This is a genomic window from Paraburkholderia fungorum, assembly GCF_902833645.1.
Classification (GTDB): domain Bacteria; phylum Pseudomonadota; class Gammaproteobacteria; order Burkholderiales; family Burkholderiaceae; genus Paraburkholderia; species Paraburkholderia fungorum.
In genome coordinates this window covers 313,389-330,906 of sequence record NZ_CADFGE010000004.1, presented here as the reverse complement: position 1 = coordinate 330,906, position 17,518 = coordinate 313,389, and the positions used below count along the sequence as shown (strand labels likewise).

The 17,518-nt window shown below is 64.3% G+C and carries 15 protein-coding genes; 5 read left to right on the top strand and 10 right to left on the bottom strand.

Annotated elements, in window-relative coordinates; translation table 11 throughout:
• Positions 1–7: 7 nt before the first annotated feature.
• A complete protein-coding gene (locus tag HWX91_RS16015; RefSeq protein ID WP_028198001.1) occupies positions 8–1,240 on the bottom strand; it encodes an efflux RND transporter periplasmic adaptor subunit in 1,233 nt (410 codons plus the stop codon).
• A 426-nt stretch (positions 1,241–1,666) separates the two neighbouring features.
• On the opposite strand from HWX91_RS16015, the gene HWX91_RS16010 reads away from it, so the two are divergent.
• Positions 1,667–2,314 carry a TetR family transcriptional regulator gene (locus tag HWX91_RS16010; RefSeq protein ID WP_028198003.1) on the top strand — a complete coding sequence of 216 codons (648 nt, stop codon included), beginning with the start codon at positions 1,667–1,669 and terminating at the stop codon, positions 2,312–2,314.
• Positions 2,315–2,345: 31 nt separating this feature from the next.
• Here the strand turns inward: HWX91_RS16010 and HWX91_RS16005 are convergent, their stop codons facing one another.
• Entirely contained in the window at positions 2,346–2,978 is a 633-nt protein-coding gene (locus tag HWX91_RS16005; RefSeq protein WP_028198004.1) for a cysteine hydrolase family protein, read from the bottom strand.
• A gap of 179 nt (positions 2,979–3,157) precedes the next feature.
• Between HWX91_RS16005 and HWX91_RS16000 the strand changes: the two genes are divergently transcribed.
• Positions 3,158–4,153: a helix-turn-helix domain-containing protein gene (locus HWX91_RS16000; RefSeq protein WP_028198005.1), complete on the top strand. Its 996-nt coding sequence runs from the start codon at positions 3,158–3,160 to the stop codon at positions 4,151–4,153.
• Between the two features lie 84 nt (positions 4,154–4,237).
• Here HWX91_RS16000 and HWX91_RS15995 read toward each other — a convergent pair whose 3' ends face one another.
• The 6 genes from HWX91_RS15995 to HWX91_RS15970 all read right to left on the bottom strand — a co-directional run bounded on the left by HWX91_RS15995 (position 4,238) and on the right by HWX91_RS15970 (position 9,961).
• Positions 4,238–4,999, bottom strand: a complete 762-nt coding sequence (locus HWX91_RS15995) for an SRPBCC family protein (RefSeq protein ID WP_028198006.1) — start codon at positions 4,997–4,999, stop codon at positions 4,238–4,240.
• A gap of 33 nt (positions 5,000–5,032) precedes the next feature.
• The gene (locus tag HWX91_RS15990; protein ID WP_028198007.1) at positions 5,033–5,425 is read right to left on the bottom strand and encodes a DUF427 domain-containing protein; all 393 of its coding nucleotides are present in this window, start codon (positions 5,423–5,425) and stop codon (positions 5,033–5,035) included.
• A 176-nt stretch (positions 5,426–5,601) separates the two neighbouring features.
• Positions 5,602–6,096 (bottom strand): hypothetical protein, encoded by a 495-nt coding sequence (locus tag HWX91_RS15985; protein ID WP_028198008.1) that lies wholly within the window; start codon positions 6,094–6,096, stop codon positions 5,602–5,604.
• Between the two features lie 231 nt (positions 6,097–6,327).
• Positions 6,328–7,836 carry a DegQ family serine endoprotease gene (locus HWX91_RS15980; protein ID WP_028198009.1) on the bottom strand — a complete coding sequence of 503 codons (1,509 nt, stop codon included), beginning with the start codon at positions 7,834–7,836 and terminating at the stop codon, positions 6,328–6,330.
• 156 nt (positions 7,837–7,992) lie between these two features.
• On the bottom strand, positions 7,993–9,294 hold the full coding sequence (locus HWX91_RS15975; RefSeq protein ID WP_028198010.1) for an ATP-binding protein: 1,302 nt from the start codon (positions 9,292–9,294) through the stop codon (positions 7,993–7,995).
• Positions 9,295–9,298: 4 nt separating this feature from the next.
• Entirely contained in the window at positions 9,299–9,961 is a 663-nt protein-coding gene (locus tag HWX91_RS15970) for a response regulator (protein ID WP_028198011.1), read from the bottom strand.
• A gap of 215 nt (positions 9,962–10,176) precedes the next feature.
• Between HWX91_RS15970 and dacB the strand changes: the two genes are divergently transcribed.
• The 3 genes from dacB (at position 10,177) to HWX91_RS15955 (ending at position 14,321) form a co-directional block, all read left to right on the top strand.
• Entirely contained in the window at positions 10,177–11,850 is a 1,674-nt protein-coding gene (gene dacB / locus HWX91_RS15965; RefSeq protein WP_028198012.1) for a D-alanyl-D-alanine carboxypeptidase/D-alanyl-D-alanine endopeptidase, read from the top strand.
• A gap of 195 nt (positions 11,851–12,045) precedes the next feature.
• Positions 12,046–12,996, top strand: a complete 951-nt coding sequence (locus HWX91_RS15960; RefSeq protein WP_028198013.1) for a sterol desaturase family protein — start codon at positions 12,046–12,048, stop codon at positions 12,994–12,996.
• Positions 12,997–13,088: 92 nt separating this feature from the next.
• Positions 13,089–14,321, top strand: a complete 1,233-nt coding sequence (locus tag HWX91_RS15955; protein ID WP_028198014.1) for an SGNH/GDSL hydrolase family protein — start codon at positions 13,089–13,091, stop codon at positions 14,319–14,321.
• A gap of 838 nt (positions 14,322–15,159) precedes the next feature.
• Here the strand turns inward: HWX91_RS15955 and HWX91_RS15950 are convergent.
• Positions 15,160–16,212, bottom strand: a complete 1,053-nt coding sequence (locus tag HWX91_RS15950; protein ID WP_028196242.1) for an L-threonylcarbamoyladenylate synthase — start codon at positions 16,210–16,212, stop codon at positions 15,160–15,162.
• Between the two features lie 10 nt (positions 16,213–16,222).
• A complete protein-coding gene (locus HWX91_RS15945; protein WP_028196243.1) occupies positions 16,223–17,419 on the bottom strand; it encodes a 5-(carboxyamino)imidazole ribonucleotide synthase in 1,197 nt (398 codons plus the stop codon).
• Positions 17,420–17,518 lie beyond the last annotated feature (99 nt).

Below are 17,518 nucleotides of genomic sequence, written 5' to 3'. Positions count from 1 at the left end.
CCTGTTATTACGCGCCCGATGCGGCAGAAGCGGGTTGCGCCGTCTGCGTAGCACCGCTGGCGGCCGGCGCACCCTGAGCGGATGCGTCGGAAGCGGGTGTGGCGGGAAGTTGCGCGGCAACGGCTTTGACGTCCTGCCCCGGGTGCGCCTTGTCGGTGCCCTGGACAATCACGCGGTCGCCGGCCTTCAGGCCGCTCTCCACCACCCAGTTCGAACCGTAAGTGCCCGAGGTAACGAGCTGGCGCAATTCGACCTTGTTCGCGCTATTTACAACCAGCGCGGTAGGCGTGCCCTTCTGGTCGTGCGTGATGCCGACTTGCGGCACGACCAGCGCGTTTTCGTTGACGCCTTCCTCGATCTTCGCGCGCACGAACATGCCCGGCAGCAGCACCTTGTCGGTGTTCTTGAAGATCGCGCGAACCGTCACCGAGCCGGTGCTCTGGTCAACCGTCACGTCGGTGAACTGCAGCTTGCCCTGTTCCGAATAGGTGCGGCCGTCTTCAAGAATCAGCGAGACCTTGGCGGCGCTCGGGCCGCTTGTCTTCAGGCGTCCTTCCTGCACTTCGCGGCGCAGCTTCAGACCGTCGAGACTGGACTGCGTCAGGTCCACGTACATCGGGTCGATTTGCTGGACCGTTGCCATCAGCGTGGCGGCGCTTGCCTGCACATACGCGCCCGGCGTGACTTGCGATACGCCGACCTGGCCGGTGACCGGCGAGACCACGTCGGTGTAGCCGAGGTTGATCTGCGCCGTATCGACCGCGGCTTTGCCGGCGGCCACGTCAGCCGCGGCCTGGCCTTCGGCGGCCACCGCGTTGTCGTAGTCCTGCTTGCTGACCGCGTTGGCGGCAACCAGCACCTTGTAGCGATTGGCTTGCGCGGTGGTCGACACGAGGTTGGCCTGAGCCTTTGCCAGCGTTGCCTTCGCATTGTTCAACGCTGCGATATAGGGCGCCGGATCGATCTTGTACAGACGCTGGCCCGCCTTGACCTCGCTGCCTTCCGTGAATTCGCGGCGCAGCACGATGCCGTCGACCCGCGCACGCACCTGCGCGACGAGGAAGGCGCTAGTGCGGCCGGGCAATTCGGTGACGACGGGCACGGCCGTCGGCTGGACGGTGACCACGCCCACTTCGGGCGTTTGTTGCGGCGGGGCAGATTGTTTTGGTCCGCACGCTGCCAGCAATACGGCAGCCGTCGCGGCACTGATTAAGCGGAATGGAACCCGTTCGACGCGCATGGAGCGACCTCTGTCAATGACTGAGAATGAAAAAGTGCGCGCATCCCTACCCCGGGGACGACAGCGCACACATGCGTCTTGCGACGCCTGACCGGAAGCCCGAGGATGCAAACACCTGCAAGGGCATCCTGAGCGAAATGCGCCATACCGGAGAAATGCCGCACGGCGCCGCCCGTCGGGGCACGGCGCAAGAGCGTTTTGAAAGGCAACAGTGACGGATATTAACCGGTCGTCACGGCTTGGGCTATCCGATCGTGGGGTGCTATTATATATACATTCACGAATGGATGTAAAAGTGCGTTTCAATCTTCGCAGGCGGGAGGCCTGCAGGATCGCTCCGCAAAATGCTCACCCGCGGACAGATTGTCATCGAGCGTACTTAAAAGCGCCCGGGAAAACCCCACAATCATTGCAGGGCATACCAATATGGTCAGAAGAACGAAAGAAGAGGCGCAGGAGACGCGAAATAGCATTCTCGACGCGGCCGAACGGGTTTTCTTCGAGAAAGGCGTGTCGCGCACCTCGCTCGCCGACATTGCGCAGGCCGCCGGCGTCACGCGTGGAGCGATCTATTGGCATTTCGCTCACAAAAGCGATCTGTTTACCGAAATGTTCGACCGCGTGCTGCTGCCGCTGGACGAACTCAAGGCTGCTTCGCAAGACCCCAATGAGCCCGATCCGCTCGGCCGCCTTACGGAAATCTGTACAGTCTGTCTGCGCGATACCGCCAACGACCCGCGTCGCCGGCGGGTGTTCGATATCCTGTTTTTGAAGTGCGAACTGGTCGAAGAGATGGGTCCGGTGATGATCCGCTATCAGACGAACATGCGCGAAGGGCTGCAGAAGATCGAAGGCGGTCTGCGCAACGCGATCTCCAAAGGGCAATTGCCCGCCGATCTCGACACCCGGATCGCGGCGGCGATGGTGCATGCGTTCGTCAGCGGCTCGCTGCGCGACATGCTGTTCCTGCCGGACGCGACCGATTTCGGCAAACATGCCGAGCAGATGATCGCCGGGATGTTCGATGCGCTGCGGCTGAGTCCCGCGTTACGCAAAGGAAATAAGGCCGGCTGAAGGGAAATGAGGCCGGCCTGCGGGCAGCCCGTTATGCAGCGGTCTTTCTCGCGCGCGCCTTCTGATTCGACGCATAGATGTTGCCGCGTTCGAGCGGCGCGCCGCTTTTCACTGCCGCAATCCATTGGTCCGTGCTCGCCACGGCCGCGAAGCGCGATTGCAAGACCACGCTGAACACCCGGTGAATGTCCTGCGCGCTCGCAAAGCCGGCGCTGTTCTCATACGGCACCGAGCCCGACGCGTCGTGCAGGAACTCGACCGTGAGCCCTGAGTGAAGCGCGTGGTTGATGGTCGAGGCGTCGCAGTTGTGCGTCATGTAGCCGGTCACGCTCAGCGTGTCGATCCGCTGCGCGGCGAGCCAGTCAGCCAGGTCCGTCTCGGCAAAGGCGCTGGGCAGCGACTTCTCCACATAGTGATCGTGTGGACGCGCCGCCACCACCGGATGCAGCTCCGCGCCGGCGCTGCCCCGAGCAAACAGCGGCGAAGTGGCCGGCGCGAAATTCTGCACGACCACCACGGGCACACCGGCGGCGTGGGCCGCATCCATCGCCCGGCCAATGTTGGCGAGCGAGGTGTGCACGTCGGGATATTCGATCGGCAGATCGCCGGTGACGTACTCGTTTTGCACATCGATGACGATCAGCGCGCGGCGGGGTGCGGTCATGGCAAGACTCCTTTTCGGTTGAGCGGTTAAGGCTCGCGCTGCACGGCGCCAAATGGGCGTTGAAGAGGCAGCGGCGATGAACTGCATTGTTCGCTTCCACCGATTTCCCCGCCAGTGACCCAGATGACAAGATTCGCTAGAATCGGGCCATCACGCAATTTCTCACGGCGCCGCAATCTATGGCCACCCATTGCTCCTCCATCGGGCACCGCGACGACGCGCCCCGCCACGTCGTCGCGGTTGTCGCTTTCGATCGCATCAGCCCATTCCACCTTTCGGTGCCGTGCGTGGTGTTCGGCGAGGACCGCAGTGGCGGCGGCGTGCCCGGCTTCGACTTCCGCGTTTGCGCGGCCGAAACCGGCGCGCTGACCACTACCGCGGGCTTTTCGATCGCCGTCACGCACGGGCTCGAGGCGCTCGCCGACGCGGATACGATCATCGTGCCAAGCTGGCGCGATCCGGACGAACCCCCGCCCGCCGCGCTGCTCGACGCACTGCGCGCCGCCCATGCGCGCGGGGCGCAACTGGTCGGGCTGTGTCTGGGTGCATTCGTGCTGGCCGCCGCGGGCATTCTCGACGGCCGTCCGGCCTCCACCCACTGGGCGTGGGCGGACGATTTCGCGCGCCGCTATCCGCGCGTGCGGCTCGATCCCGACGTGCTGTATGTGGACGATGGCAACGTGCTGACCTCGGCCGGCACGGCTGCCGGGCTCGATTGCTGTCTGCACGTGCTGCGCAAGATGTGCGGCGCGCAGGTGGCGAACTACGTCGCGCGCCGGCTGGTCGTGCCACCGCACCGGCAAGGCGGTCAGGCTCAATTCATCGACCAGCCCGTGCCGCCGAATGTGCGCGGCGACCGCTTGTCCGGCCTGCTCGATTGGGTGAGCGGAAATCTCGATGCGCCGCATACGCTCGACACGCTCGCCGAGCGCGCCTTGATGAGCCGTCGCACCTTTACGCGGCGCTTCCGGCTCGCCACCGGCACAACCGTCGGCGCGTGGCTGCTGACCCAGCGCCTCGCCCGCGCGCAGCACCTGCTGGAGAGCACGGATGAGTCCGTGGAAACGATCGCGGGAATTGCCGGTTTCGGCTCGACCGCCTCGCTGCGGCAACATTTCGCGGAGGCGTTCCGCACTTCGCCATCAGCGTGGCGGCGGGAGTTTCGCGGCGTATGAGGGAGTATGAGGGCCGCGCCACCAGCGCCGCTGGTAGCGTATTACCAAGACTTCGTCACGGCGCCGGCCAGGCTGACCATGCGTTCAGTGTTCGCTGAACCAGCGCGCCACGTACAACAGCAGCGCCACCAGAAAAATCATCGCCGCCCATGCCCAGTTCGGCATCGCATGCGGACCGGAATCTTGATGCGAGACCCCGTGCGACACGCCGTGAGAGCCGCCGTGCGACGCGCTCGCCGCCCGTCCGGTCAGCGTATGGCCATGATCCATGCGGGTCCGTCGCGCGATGCCGCTCAACGCGATTGGCCGAAGAAACACGTGCTGCCGCCGCGCCGCGGAACCACGCGCCCGGTTCGGACCTTGCCCGTGCTTGGCGCGAACCACCGCGCCAAATTCGTCGAAGAAATCGTCGGCCAGTTGATGCAGCGCGTGTTCGAGCTGGCGCGTAGGCAGTTCGGCAAGCGGCCCGGACGAGGTTGCCCAGATCGTGTACTCGATCAGTGTGCCCCGCTCCCTGCCGATGCCGTGCGAGGCATCGTCCGCGCGCAACTTCACTTCGATCTGTCCGCGCAGTGCGCCGATGCCCTCGGCGCGCGCCTTGAAGTTGATGGTGCGGCGCTGCGCCTCCGCCGGCCCGGAATCCTGACCGGCTACGTGAGCGCGCGCGTCATAACGCGCGCGCAACGGCCCAAGCGGCACGGTCATGGTGAGTGCAAATTCGCCGTGGCCTAGCCGCGTGAACGACTCGCAATTGTCGAGGCTGGCGCGCAACAAGGCGAGATCCTGCAACGCGTCCCAAACGTCGGACGGCGCAAGCGGAATTCTCAACGCGTCGTTCAGCTCCATGGCAGCCTCCCCGATAAGCGCTCGACGGCCCGGTCAGGATGTCTGATCGATACGGTCGACGCGCGATGCGTAAAACGCGAGATACCCTTTTATTTGTGCCACTGGCTCGAGCGGCGTCTCATAGCTCCATACCGCGTTTTCGATCAGGCCGTCTTCGGTGCGCAGATGGAAGTAGGAGGCCTCGCCCTTGAACGGACAGTGCGAAGTATGTGTCGAGCGTTCGAGGCGCGCCATGTTCACGTCGCCACGCGGGAAATAGAACACGTCGGGCAGGCCGGTTTCCGCGAGCGTCAGGCCCGACTGGGTGTCGGCCATGGTCACGCCGCCATGAATCACCCGCACCCGGTGACCATTGGCGCGAATCGTAATGGCATGCGCGCCCGAGCTTGCGCCGGGACTTCCGTGGGGTGTCAAGGCATCGCTCATGTCTCGGCTCCGGAGTGGTGTGCAACGCGCGCGATCGCGCAAAGAATAAAGCCACGGGGTGGGCCCGTGGCTTCATTATCGGCCAAACTCCTGCCGAATGCGCAGCCTTCATGCATGGCGCCGGCATATCCCACCCGGCGTCGCGCAGGAAGGCGCGGCGCTTCTCCCGGTGCTTCTTACTGCGTCTTCCAGTAGAACGCCGCCTTGGCTGTGCCCTTCGCCGGGACCGTCACCGTCTGGGTCTGATCGCGGTCCTTATATTGCGCATGCACCGTGTAGCGGCCAGGACGCAACTTGACCAGCATGTACGGCCCGCGCGAGGTGGCGCCCAGCACATCGCCGCCGTGCGCGTCGACAATTCGCACGTGGACGTCGGCAAGAAAATCGGAGCCGGGGCCCGTGAAGCGCAGCGACAGCGGCCACTGGCTCTCCGCGCGCCGCAATGCCGTGGATTCGTCGAGACCGACGCCGCCCGACACGAACGACACGTCGCCCTGTTGCTGGATTTGCGGCATGCCGGCGCCGTTGGCGTTGCCCGCGCTGCCGTTGTCCGTGGTGGTGCCGCCCGTTACGTCGCTCGCCTGTGCATACGCGCCGCCCGCCAGACCGAGCGTGAGCGCCGCGCATATCGCGGCGGCTACGATCCTTTGCTGATTGCGTTGTGTTTTCATCGGTTCGCTCCTTTTTAGTATCTTGTCGTCCGGGATCCCCCGTGGGTCCGGATCAAGATAGACGCAACCTGCATGCCAGGCATCGGTTTGCGTCGCCAGAAACTGCTGCTGCGCCATGCTGTGCGGCTCAGAGCACCCTTTCTCACGGCTACGCAGCGGCAGGATGGTAAAAAAGTGCCGGTCCGTCGGCAGTAAGTGCAAATGGACCGGCATACGTTACCTCGATCCCCCTTAGCCGAGATCGACCGGCACGAAGATCTGCGCGTTGTCGCGCTGGATCAGCAACGCGATGCTGTTGCCCGCGCTGGCAATCATCTGCTTCAACTGATCGACGCTGGCGACCGGCCGGCCGTTGACCGCGAGAATCACGTCGCCCGGCTGGATGCCGGCGTTCTCAGCCGCGCCGCCCGACTGCTGCACCAGCAGACCGTGCGACACCGACGCGCTGCTCTTCTCTTCCGGCGTGAGCGGGCGCACCGCCACGCCGAGACGGCCTTGCAACTGGGTCGGCTGATCGGCCTTATCCGAGGCCACCTTCGCATCCGACAACGACCCGATCGTCACCGTCAGGTCCTTGGTGGCCTTGTCGCGCCACACCTGCACGGTGGCCTTGCTGCCCGGCGCCAGACCCGCGACCTGCGACGGCAGATCCGACGAGTCGCCGACCGGCTCACCGTTCACCGACAGAATCACGTCACCCGGTTGCAAACCGCCCTTGGCGGCCGGACCGCCCGGATCGACCGAACTGACGAGCGCGCCTTGCGGCTTCTGCATGCCGAACGAATCGGCCAGTGTCTGATTCATGCCCTGCACCGCGACGCCGAGGCGCCCACGGCTCACGTGGCCGGTCTTGACGAGGTCGTCCTTGACCTTGATCGCTTCATTGATCGGAATCGCGAACGAAAGGCCCTGGAAGCCGCCCGTCTGCGAATAGATCATTGAGTTGATGCCGATCACTTCGCCTTGCAGATTGAACAGCGGGCCGCCCGAATTACCCGGGTTCACCGGCACGTCGGTCTGGATGAACGGCGTGTAGTTTTCGTTCGGCAGCGAGCGCGACTTCGCGCTGATGATGCCGGAGGTCACCGTATTGTCGAAACCGTAAGGCGAGCCGATCGCGACCACCCATTGGCCGACCTTGCTCTGACGCGGATCGCCGATCTTCACGGTCGGCAGATTGCTCGCGTCGATCTTCAGCACGGCGACGTCGGACTGCTTGTCGGCGCCGACCACTTTCGCCTTGAATTCGCGCTTGTCGGTCAGCTTCACGGTGACGACGTTCGCGCCGTCCACCACGTGGGCATTGGTCAGGATGTAGCCGTCGCTGCTGACGATGAATCCCGAGCCGAGGCTCGCGCTCGGCTGATCGGGCGCATCGCCGCCGTCGCCGCCTTGCATGCCCGGCATGCCGCCGAAGAAGTGCTTGTAGAACTGATAGAAAGGGTCGCTCGGATCGATCGGCAGCTGGCTGCCGCCGTTGCCGCCGTTACTGCGCAATGCCGTCTGCTTGACCACATGCTTCGCGCTGATGTTGACGACCGCCGGGCCATAGGTTTCAACGAGGCCCGAGAAATCGGGGATGCCGGTCTTCGCGGCGGCTTCAGCAGGCATCATCGCGGCCTGCGCCGGCGTGATCACCTGCGGCGCGGGCACGTCGCGATGCCCCGCCACATAGCCGGCGGAAAGCGCTACGGCGACAGCCACTGCAACAGCGCTGCGGGACAAGGTTTTCGCGTTCATCGTGTACTCCTGACTGGAGAAAAAGGCTTTGGAATGAGATGAAGCGTACGTGGCATCGCTTAAAAGAGTCTTAAGCAGCGCCAGATCGCTTCCAGTCCATTTTTAAGCCTCGCTTAAGCCCAGTTGGAATCACTTTACGAACAGAAAGCCTCAGCTTCAGAAGCGCACTTCAACCTGTAGACCGCCCGCGGCGGACTCGTCGAGCGTCACCGTCGCATGATGCTGGGTCGCGATGCGGCGTACGATCGCGAGGCCCAGACCGCTGCCCGCCACGTCCGTGCGCGCACGATCCGCGCCGGCGCCGGCCCGGTAGAAGCGATCGAATACACGCTCGCGTTCGGCCGGCTCGATACCCGGCCCGCTGTCTGCAATCCGCACCACCGGATGCCCTTCCTCGACCGACAGACTGACGTCGACGCGCCCGCCACGCGGCGTGTATTTGGTTGCGTTATCCACGAGGTTGTTGAACATGACGCGCAGCGCGTCGGCGTCGCCGGTCACCGTAGCGGGTTCGCTCGCCTCGATACCGAGATCGACGCCGCGATTCTGCGCAAGCGGCGCGTACGCCACCACGCAGTCCTGCAACAGTGCGCGCAGATCGATCGTATTGGTGACGGCAAGACCATCGGGTTCCGAACGCGCGAGCGCCAGCAACTGTTCGGCAAGCCGCGTGGCGCGCGTGACACCCGCCTGCAGATCGGCCAGCGCCTCGCTGCGCGCGGCATCGTCTTTCGCGCGAGCCACCAATTGCGTCTGGATCTGCACGGCGGCGAGCGGCGTGCGCAATTCGTGCGCGGCATCGGCGACAAATGCCTTCTGAATATCGAGCGCGGTGGCGAGCCGTTCGAGCAGGCCGTTCAACGCGCGCACGAGCGGCTGCACTTCGAGCGGCAGACGCTGATCGGGCAACGGGTCGAGCGCTTCGGGGTGGCGCGCGTCGAGTGCACTGGTCACGCGCCGCAAGGGCCGCAGCCCGCGCCCGACGGTCACCCACACCGCCAGCCCCAGCAGCGGCAACAGCACGATCAACGGCCAGAGGGTTCGCAATGCGACGTTTGCCGCGAGCCGGTTGCGCACCGACACCGGCTGCGCCAGTTGCACGACGTTATCGCCGACGATCGCACCGTACACCCGCCAGTCGCCGCGCTCCGTGCGCTCGGTCGAAAAGCCGAGTTCGGCGCGCGGCGCGAGCGGCGCACGCGGGCGCGAGTAGTACATCAACACGCCGTTGCGGTTCCAGATCTGCAGCACGATGCCTTCGTCGCCGGTATCGCGCGAACCGAGCACCTGCGAGAACGGCTCCGACGGCAGCGCCGCGGCAATCTGCTCCAGTTGGTAATCGAATAGTTCGTTGGCTTCGGCAAGCGCCTGCCGGTAGATCAGCCAACCCGCAATGCCGACGCCGAGCAACACCAGCGCGAGCAGCCAGAACAGCAATTGACGGCGAATCGAACGCATCGGCTCAGGCGTCCTTGGCGATCATGTAGCCAAGACCGCGCACGTTGCGGATCAGGTCCGCGCCGAGCTTCTTGCGCAGCGCGTGAATGTAGACCTCGACGGTATTGCTGCCGATCTCCTCACCCCAGCCGTACATCTTTTCTTCGAGCTGGCTCTTCGAGAGCACCGCACCGGGCCGGGCGATCAACGCCTCGAGCAGCGCGAATTCACGCGCTGACAACGCGACCGGCGCGCCGTCTAGCGTGACCTGATGCGAGGCGGGATCGAGCGTCAGGTTGCCATGGCGAATCGTCGAATCGCTGCGGCCCGATTGACGGCGGATCAGCGCACGCATACGGGCGCCGAGTTCATCGAGATCGAAAGGTTTGACAAGGTAATCGTCGGCGCCGGCGTCGAGCCCTTTGACGCGATCGGCGACCGCGTCGCGCGCGGTGAGGATCAGCACCGGCGTGGCGTGGCCCTTGGCGCGCAGCGTGCGCAACACCTCGAGCCCGTCGCGTTTGGGCAGGCCGAGATCGAGCAGCACCAGATCGTAAGGTTGGCCGGTCGCCGCGCTGAGCGCCGCTTCGCCGTCTTCCACCCAGTCCACTGCGAAGCCTTCACTGCGTAGCGCCTTGCGCACGCCTTCGGCGATCATCCGGTCGTCTTCGACTAGCAATATGCGCATGGTTGAATCGGTCCCGAAACATTTGATGATGCCGCATTCTAGCGCCCGGCTCCCCATGCACGCCAAGCGACGCTTTTTCACCGCAGCCACGCGGCATGTCTCTACAATGAGCGCTTTGCGTCGCGCCGCGGTTTTCCGCGCGTGACAAGTGCTTCGACACACTCTGGTTTGCCGCGCGCCGCCGCGCCCTGAAATCCTGCTTCTTCGCCTCGTCCATGACGCAAGTTTTTTTCCCTGCTTTTTTGTCCGCCTGTTTGCCTTCCTTAGCACGCCGCGCTGCGCCAGGGCCACGCTCATCGGTCTCTGCCAACGCTCTGCCGCGCCGCTTCGCGCCGCGCACGGCGGCATGGCTCTTTGCCTGCGCCGCGCTCGGCAGCGGCGCGGCGCTGCCGCTTGCCGCGCAGGCACGCGTCAAGGCCGCCCATCCGAGTGTCAATGTCACGACGGTGTTGCCGCAATCGGTGATGGTCGGTCTGCAGCGCGCGCACGTGCCCTTGTCGTCGATCAGCGTGGTGGTCGAAAAAGTCGGCGACCGCACGCCGATCCTCGCGCTGAACGCGGCCAAGCCGATGATGCCCGCCTCGACAATGAAGCTCGTCACTACCTACTCCGGCCTGTCGATCCTCGGTCCGGACTATCGCTGGCGCACAAATGCCTATGCGGACGGCACACTCGACGCCAACGGCGTGCTGCACGGCAATCTGTACATTCAGGGCACGGGCGATCCGAAACTCGTCCCCGAAGAACTGATCGACCTCGTGCAGAAGATCCACAAGGCAGGCATCACCGGCGTGGATGGCGCGCTGGTGCTCGACAAGCGTTACTTCGACCCCTCGACGCGCGATCTGCCGCCGTTCGACGACGACGCCACCGCGCCGTACAACGTCGGCCCCGATCCGCTGCTATACGCGTTCAAATCGCTGTCGTTCACGTTGACGCCGTCCCCGGACGGCACCGTCACAATCGACGTGCTGCCGGCGCTCTCGCAGTTGCAGATCGACAACCATATGCGTGCGGTGAATGGCCCGTGCCGCGGCGACGCCGCCTCCGTCTCGCCCACCGTGACGCCGCAGCCCAATGGCACCGTGGTGGCGTCGTTCGACGGCGAGTATTCGGTGCGCTGCGGTCCGCGCACGCTCAACGTCGCCGTGCTCGATCACACCGCGTTTTTCGCGGGCGGCTTCCTCGCGCTGTGGCAGCAAACCGGCGGCACCTTCACTGGCGCGACCCGCGAAGGCGCGGTGCCGGCCGGCGCGCGCCTCGTCGCCACGCACCAGGGGCCGGTGCTGTCCGACATCGTTCGCGACATCAACAAGTTCAGCAACAACACGATGGCGCGCAACCTGTTTCTGACGATCGGCGCGACGGAAGAAAGGCCACCCGCCACGCCCGCCAAGTCGGCACGAGCCATCGAGGCGTTCCTGCGCCGCGACAGTGTGGACATGCAGGATCTGACGCTCGACAACGGCTCCGGCCTGTCACGCGACGAGCACGTGAGCGCGCTCTCGCTCGCCGATCTGCTGCAGCGGGCCAACGCGAGCCCGGTCGCCCAGGTGTTCGTGGAATCGCTGCCGATTGCCGGCGTCGACGGCACGATGCGCAACCGCCTGACCAACCAGGGCGCGGGCGGCAACGCGCACATCAAGACCGGCACCCTGCGCGACGTGCGGGCGATCGCCGGCTATGTGGCCTCGGCGGACGGCAATAGCTACGTGGTGGTGAGCCTGATCAACGACCCGCATTCGGAAGCCGCGCGCGCCGCACACGACGCCTTGCTCGAATGGGTCTATCAGGGTCCGTCCCAGGGATTTACGAAGGTCTCCGACACCGTTGCCGAACCGCGCGGCAGCAAGCCCAGGAAAAACCCGCACAAGCGCAACGCCCATTGAGGATTCCTTCTATAGAACCCGCGCGCCGCAACGCGCCCAAGCGTGTACGCTGTCGGGCAGTGTTTGAGGCGCGCGTAAAACGCAACGCGTAGCGCACGAGCCGCGTAGCCGTTACGGTGGCGTGGCCCGCTCAAACGAAAACGACAACGTCCGTTGCGGCAAACGCAGCGGCCAGGGACCACGGAGGAAGACACCATGCAATTCGATGCCGAATTGCTGCTGCTCGCCATGGCGCCAGTCTTTCTCGCATGCATTGGCTGGGAGGCGTGGCACCTGCGGCGTACGCGCCCCGGAGCGCAGCTTTATAGCTGGCGCGACACGTTGTGCAACGCCGCGCTCGCACTGATGCAGCAAGCCGCTGACAAGCTCGCGTGGCTCGCGATCATTCCCGTTTATGCATTCTTCTACGATCACTATCGCGTCGCCACGTGGCCGGCGACCTGGGTGTCGTTTGTCGTGCTGTTCGTCGCGCAGGATCTGCTCTACTACGTGTTCCACCGGTGCAGCCACCGCGTGCGCTGGTTGTGGGCCGCGCATGTCGTGCATCACTCATCGGAACGGATGAATTTCTCGACCGCGTTCCGCCAGAGCCTGATGTATCCGGTTGCCGGCATGTGGCTCTTCTGGATTCCGCTCGCCGTGCTGGGCTTTCCGCCGAAGCAGATCGTCGCCATCGTGCTGATCAATCTCGGCTTTCAGTTCTTTGTGCATACCCAGGCGATCGGCAAACTCGGCTGGCTCGAATACGTGTTCAATACGCCGTCGATTCACCGGGTGCATCACGCGCGCAACGACCGCTATATCGATCGCAACTATGCCGGCGTGCTGGTGATCTGGGATCGCCTGTTCGGCAGCTACGTCGAGGAAGATCCGCACGATGCGCCGGTGTACGGCATCGTCGAGCCGCTTCACACGTATAACCCGCTGAAGGCGACATTTCACGAATGGGCGTCGATGGCGGCCGACTTCGTGAGCGTACGAGGCTGGCGCAACAAGTTGCGCGCGCTGTTCGCACCGCCCGCATGGGCCGCGGATTATCACGCGCGCCGCGCCGCCGGCGCGAGTACCCTTGTCGCGGGGTCGGGCGGGAATTCGAATATTGAAGACAAGCATACGGCCGCGTTTCAAACCCCGCGCAGGCCGTAGAAGATTCTGTAAGCTGTCGTCACGCCGCCGACGCGGCGGGCGCCGCCTGCAACACATGGCATCAGGGCCACACATACGAGGAGATGTAGTCAATGAAACAAACAGCATCGAAGCAACGCAATTTCGTCCGCGTCACACAGATCGCGATCGCCAGTGCTGCGTTTGCGCTACTGGCCGCTTGCGGCGGTGGCAGCGACAACAACAATTCGAGCAGCACGCCGGCGGGCGGCGTGAAATTGCAGGTCGTGTCGTTTGGCGACAGCTTGTCGGACGTCGGCACGTACGCGCCGGTGATTCAAGCGAGCTTCGGCGGCGGCCGCTTCACGACCAACCCGGGTGAGGTGTGGACGCAGAAAGTCGCCGAGTACTACGGCGGCACATTGACTGCTGCGTATGTCGGCGGCTTCGGTCAACCGCTGGTCGCGACGGGCGGGTTTGGCTACGCGCAGGGCGGCTCGGACGTCGTCAATCCGCAAGGCGAAGGCTGGGCGCCCAACAACATGGCGGCGACGACGGTGCCGGTGGTGACGCAGGTGGCAAACTACCTGGGCGCGCACACCAGCTTCAACTCGAACCAGCTCGTGCTGGTGAACGGCGGCGCGAACGACATTTTCCAGTTCTCGACCGCTGCCAATCTGACGGCGCTTGGCACCGCGCTGCAGACGGCCTTGGCACACGGCGTCGTGCCGAACACGCAGGCGGGTCAGGTCGGGTTCATCGTCGGTTATCTGCAGCAGCAGTCCAACCCGCAGATCGCGCAGGCCGCTGCCGCGCTTGCCGCGCAGGTCCAGACCATTGTCAATTCGGGCGCGACTCACGTGGTGGTGTCGACGGTGCCGGACATCGGCAATACGCCGCAAGGCATTCAGGCCAACGCGGCTTCGCCGGGTGCGGCTGCGCTGTTGACGGGGATTACCGCGGCGTATAACTACATGCTGGTCCAGCAAATGACCAGCCTCGGCCTGCTGGGTACTGGCAAGGTTATTGTGGCCGATGCGTTCACCTGGCTGGATCAGCAGTTGCCGAACTACCAGGCGCTGGGTTTCACGGTGTCCAACACAGGCACGGCGTGTAATCTGACGTCGATGGTGGCGAACGCAACTGCGTATGCCACTGCCAATCCGGCCGCAACGAATGGGTTGACGCCGGCGCAGTACGGCTCTCAGTTCGGCTCGTCGTTGTTCTGCTCACCGCAGACTTATACGGTCGCTGGCGCTGATCAGACTTACATGTTCGCGGATCTGGTGCACCCGAGTACGCATACGCATGCACTGTTCGCGCAGTATGTGCAGCAGCAGGTTGCTGCGACGGGATTAGGGAAGTGATTTTTTGAGGCGAGGCCTCGGTGTGGGTTGGTTTTTTTTGCCTGCGGCGTTGGCCTTTTCCTGGTCTGGTTCTTTGGGCTTTTTCTTGCAGTGATCGTGGTCTGGTCTTTTGGCTTGTTGTTGGTCTTTTGGCCTTTCCTTGTTTTCTTATCGGTCTATTAGCGTTGCCCCTGTGCGGGGCGGCACCTACTTTTCTTTGCCTGCCGCAAAGAAAAGTAGGCAAAAGAAAGCGGCTCACACCGCTAATTCTTAAGCGGGTCCCCCGCACAGTCGCGGTAGTGGTGCATCTGGAATCTGTCGCCTCGCACACTCCACCTTAGTGACAAGGCAGTCATACCTCCGGCGGCGCTGCGCGCGCCGATACCCGGTTCATAAAATCGCCCGCCGGATTTTCGCTTCCGCGGTTTGGTCCGCCCCCCACTCGTCGTTACATCGCTGCTGGAAGCACAATCGCGATAGCGAAATCGACGTACCGACATTCATTTGAAATGGGATTGGCCAACCAGAGCGGGGGCGCCTCGCCGAGGCGAAGCCGACGGGTCCCGCTGCGCGGAGTGTGCGGGGGCACGGATTCCAGATGCACCACTACCGCGGCTGTGCGGGGGACCCGCTTATGAGCTGGCGGTTTGAGCCGCTTTCTTTTGCCTACTTTTCTTTGCGGCAGGCAAAGAAAAGTAGGTGCCGCCCCGCACAGGGGCAACGCTAATAGACCACTAACAATTCAAGGAAAGGCCAAAAGACCAGAAGGGCAGAAGGGCAACGCCAAACACACCACGAACCCAGCAAGGCACCGCCCAAAATCCAGCTTAACAACAAAACCGCCGAGCAGGCCCCTCCTCTAAGTCTGCGCTTCAAACGCAGCCGCAGCCCGCCCTAACCTGTCATTAACAGCAATCCACTCAATCGTATCCGGCAACTTCTCGATCAAAATCCGCGTCACGTCCGCGCGATCCAGCGCTCTAAGCAACCCATACAACTCACGCGCATAAACATGCGGATCCTCAGGCGCAGCAATGAAATGCACTCCCTCAGCATGAGCCCACTCGCCCGCGCGAGAAACCCGCGCCACAAGAGCCACGCGTTCGTCGCCCCGACGCGCCGCGAGCAAAGCCTGCAAGGCATCAAAAGGCAACAACGCCAACGGCGTGCGCGGCGCATAGTGCGCCTTCAACGTACCCGATGCACGTGGAGCCGTCGCATCCGACCCATCCGGCAAACGGGGCGCCTCGCCGAGCACGTCGGCGATTTCCTGCGGCGTGACTCGCCCAGGCCGCAACAGCGCCGGAAACCCGCGCGACAAATCGAGAATCGTCGACTCGATCCCGACCTCCGACGCACCACCGTCCAGCACGTGAATCGCACCGCCAAACTCGTCGCGCACATGTTGCGCCGTGGTCGGGCTCACATGACCAAAACGATTCGCCGACGGCGCAGCCACCCCACCATGCCCGCCACGCAACGCGCTAAACGCCTCCAGCAGAGCCTGAGCAACCGGATGCGACGGGCAACGCAAGCCCACTGAATCCTGCCCGCCACTCACCGCCGCGTTGATTCGCGCCGCCCGCTTCAGGATCAACGTGAGCGGCCCCGGCCAGAACGCGTCGATCAACCGCTGCGCCTCAGCCGGCAAATGCTCGACCCAATAGTTCGGGTCGCCCTGCGGCGCCAGATGCACGATCACCGGATGATTCGCCGGCCTGCCCTTCGCCGCGTAAATACGCGCAACCGCATCCGGATTCTCGGCGTCGCCGCCAAGTCCGTAGACCGTCTCCGTCGGGAACGCGACGAGGCCGCCCGCATCGAGCAGCGCGGCAGCGTGCTCGATCTGCGCCGCACTCACCGGCAAGACGCTCGCGGCGCCAGCTTCGACGGGTTTGCTTTGATCCGGCATGGCGTTCGCGTCAGCTCGTGACGATATGCAGGAGCCGCGCGCAATCGCGCGCCGCCGTGCGGGCTTCTTCAAGCGTCGCGGACGTGAAGTTCACGTGACCCATCTTGCGCCCGCAACGCGCTTCTTCCTTGCCGTACAGATGCAGACGCGCCGCCGGCATCGCAGCGACTTCGTGCCACGGCGGCGTGACCGACGCGCCCTTCGGGCCGTCCGGGAACCAGACGTCGCCGAGAATGTTCAGCATCACGGCCGGCGAATGCTGGCGCGTGTCGCCCAGCGGCATACCGGTCATTGCCCGAACCTGCTGTTCGAACTGGCTGGTCGCGCACGCATCGACCGTGTAGTGGCCGGAGTTGTGCGGACGCGGCGCCATTTCGTTGGCGACGAGCGATCCGTCTTCGAGAATGAAGAACTCGACGCACAGCACGCCGACATAGCCGAGCTTGTCCGCGATTTGCAGCGCAGCCTGTTGCGCCTGCTCGACTAGCGTCGGGTTTGCATCCGGCGCGGGCACGATGGTGTGCGACAGCACGCCGTCACGATGCGTATTCTGCGCCAGCGGATATACGACCGACGCGCCGCTCGCCGCGCGCGCGATCAGCGCGGACACTTCGAACTTCAACGGCAAGCGTTTTTCCAGCACGCACGGCACGCCCGCGAGCGACGCATGCGCCTCGCGCACTTCTTCCGCATTGCGCACACGGATCTGGCCTTTGCCGTCGTAGCCCATGCGAGCAGTCTTGAGAATGCCGGGCAGCACCGCCTCGAGCTTCGCATCGTCAAGCGCGGCGAGCGCGTCCGACGATTCGATCACCACGTGCGGCGCCACCGTCACGCCCGACGACGCGATAAAGCGCTTCTCGGCGATCCGGTCCTGCGCCACGGCGACGCAGCGGCCGGCGGGGCTCACAAACGTGGTTTTGGCGAGGAAATCGAGACTCGTGGCCGGCACGTTTTCGAACTCAGTCGACACCGCCGCGCACAGCCGCGCGAGTTCGGTGAGCGACGCTTCGTCGTCGTAAGACGCGCGGATATGGCGGTCGGCCACGGTGCCCGCGGGACTGCTTTCGTCCGGGTCGAGCACGGCGACGCGATAGCCCATCGCCTGAGCGGCAAAGCAGAACATGCGGCCAAGCTGGCCGCCACCGACCATGCCAAGCCATGCGCCGGGCAGAATCGGTGAAACCGGTGTGTTGTCTGGATTCATCTTAGTGGTCGGTCGCGGCCGGATGCGCTGCAAAACGTGCAATAGCGGCATCCGGCCGAGGGTCAGACAGAGGGACGTCTAAAAGCAATCAGCCTTGGC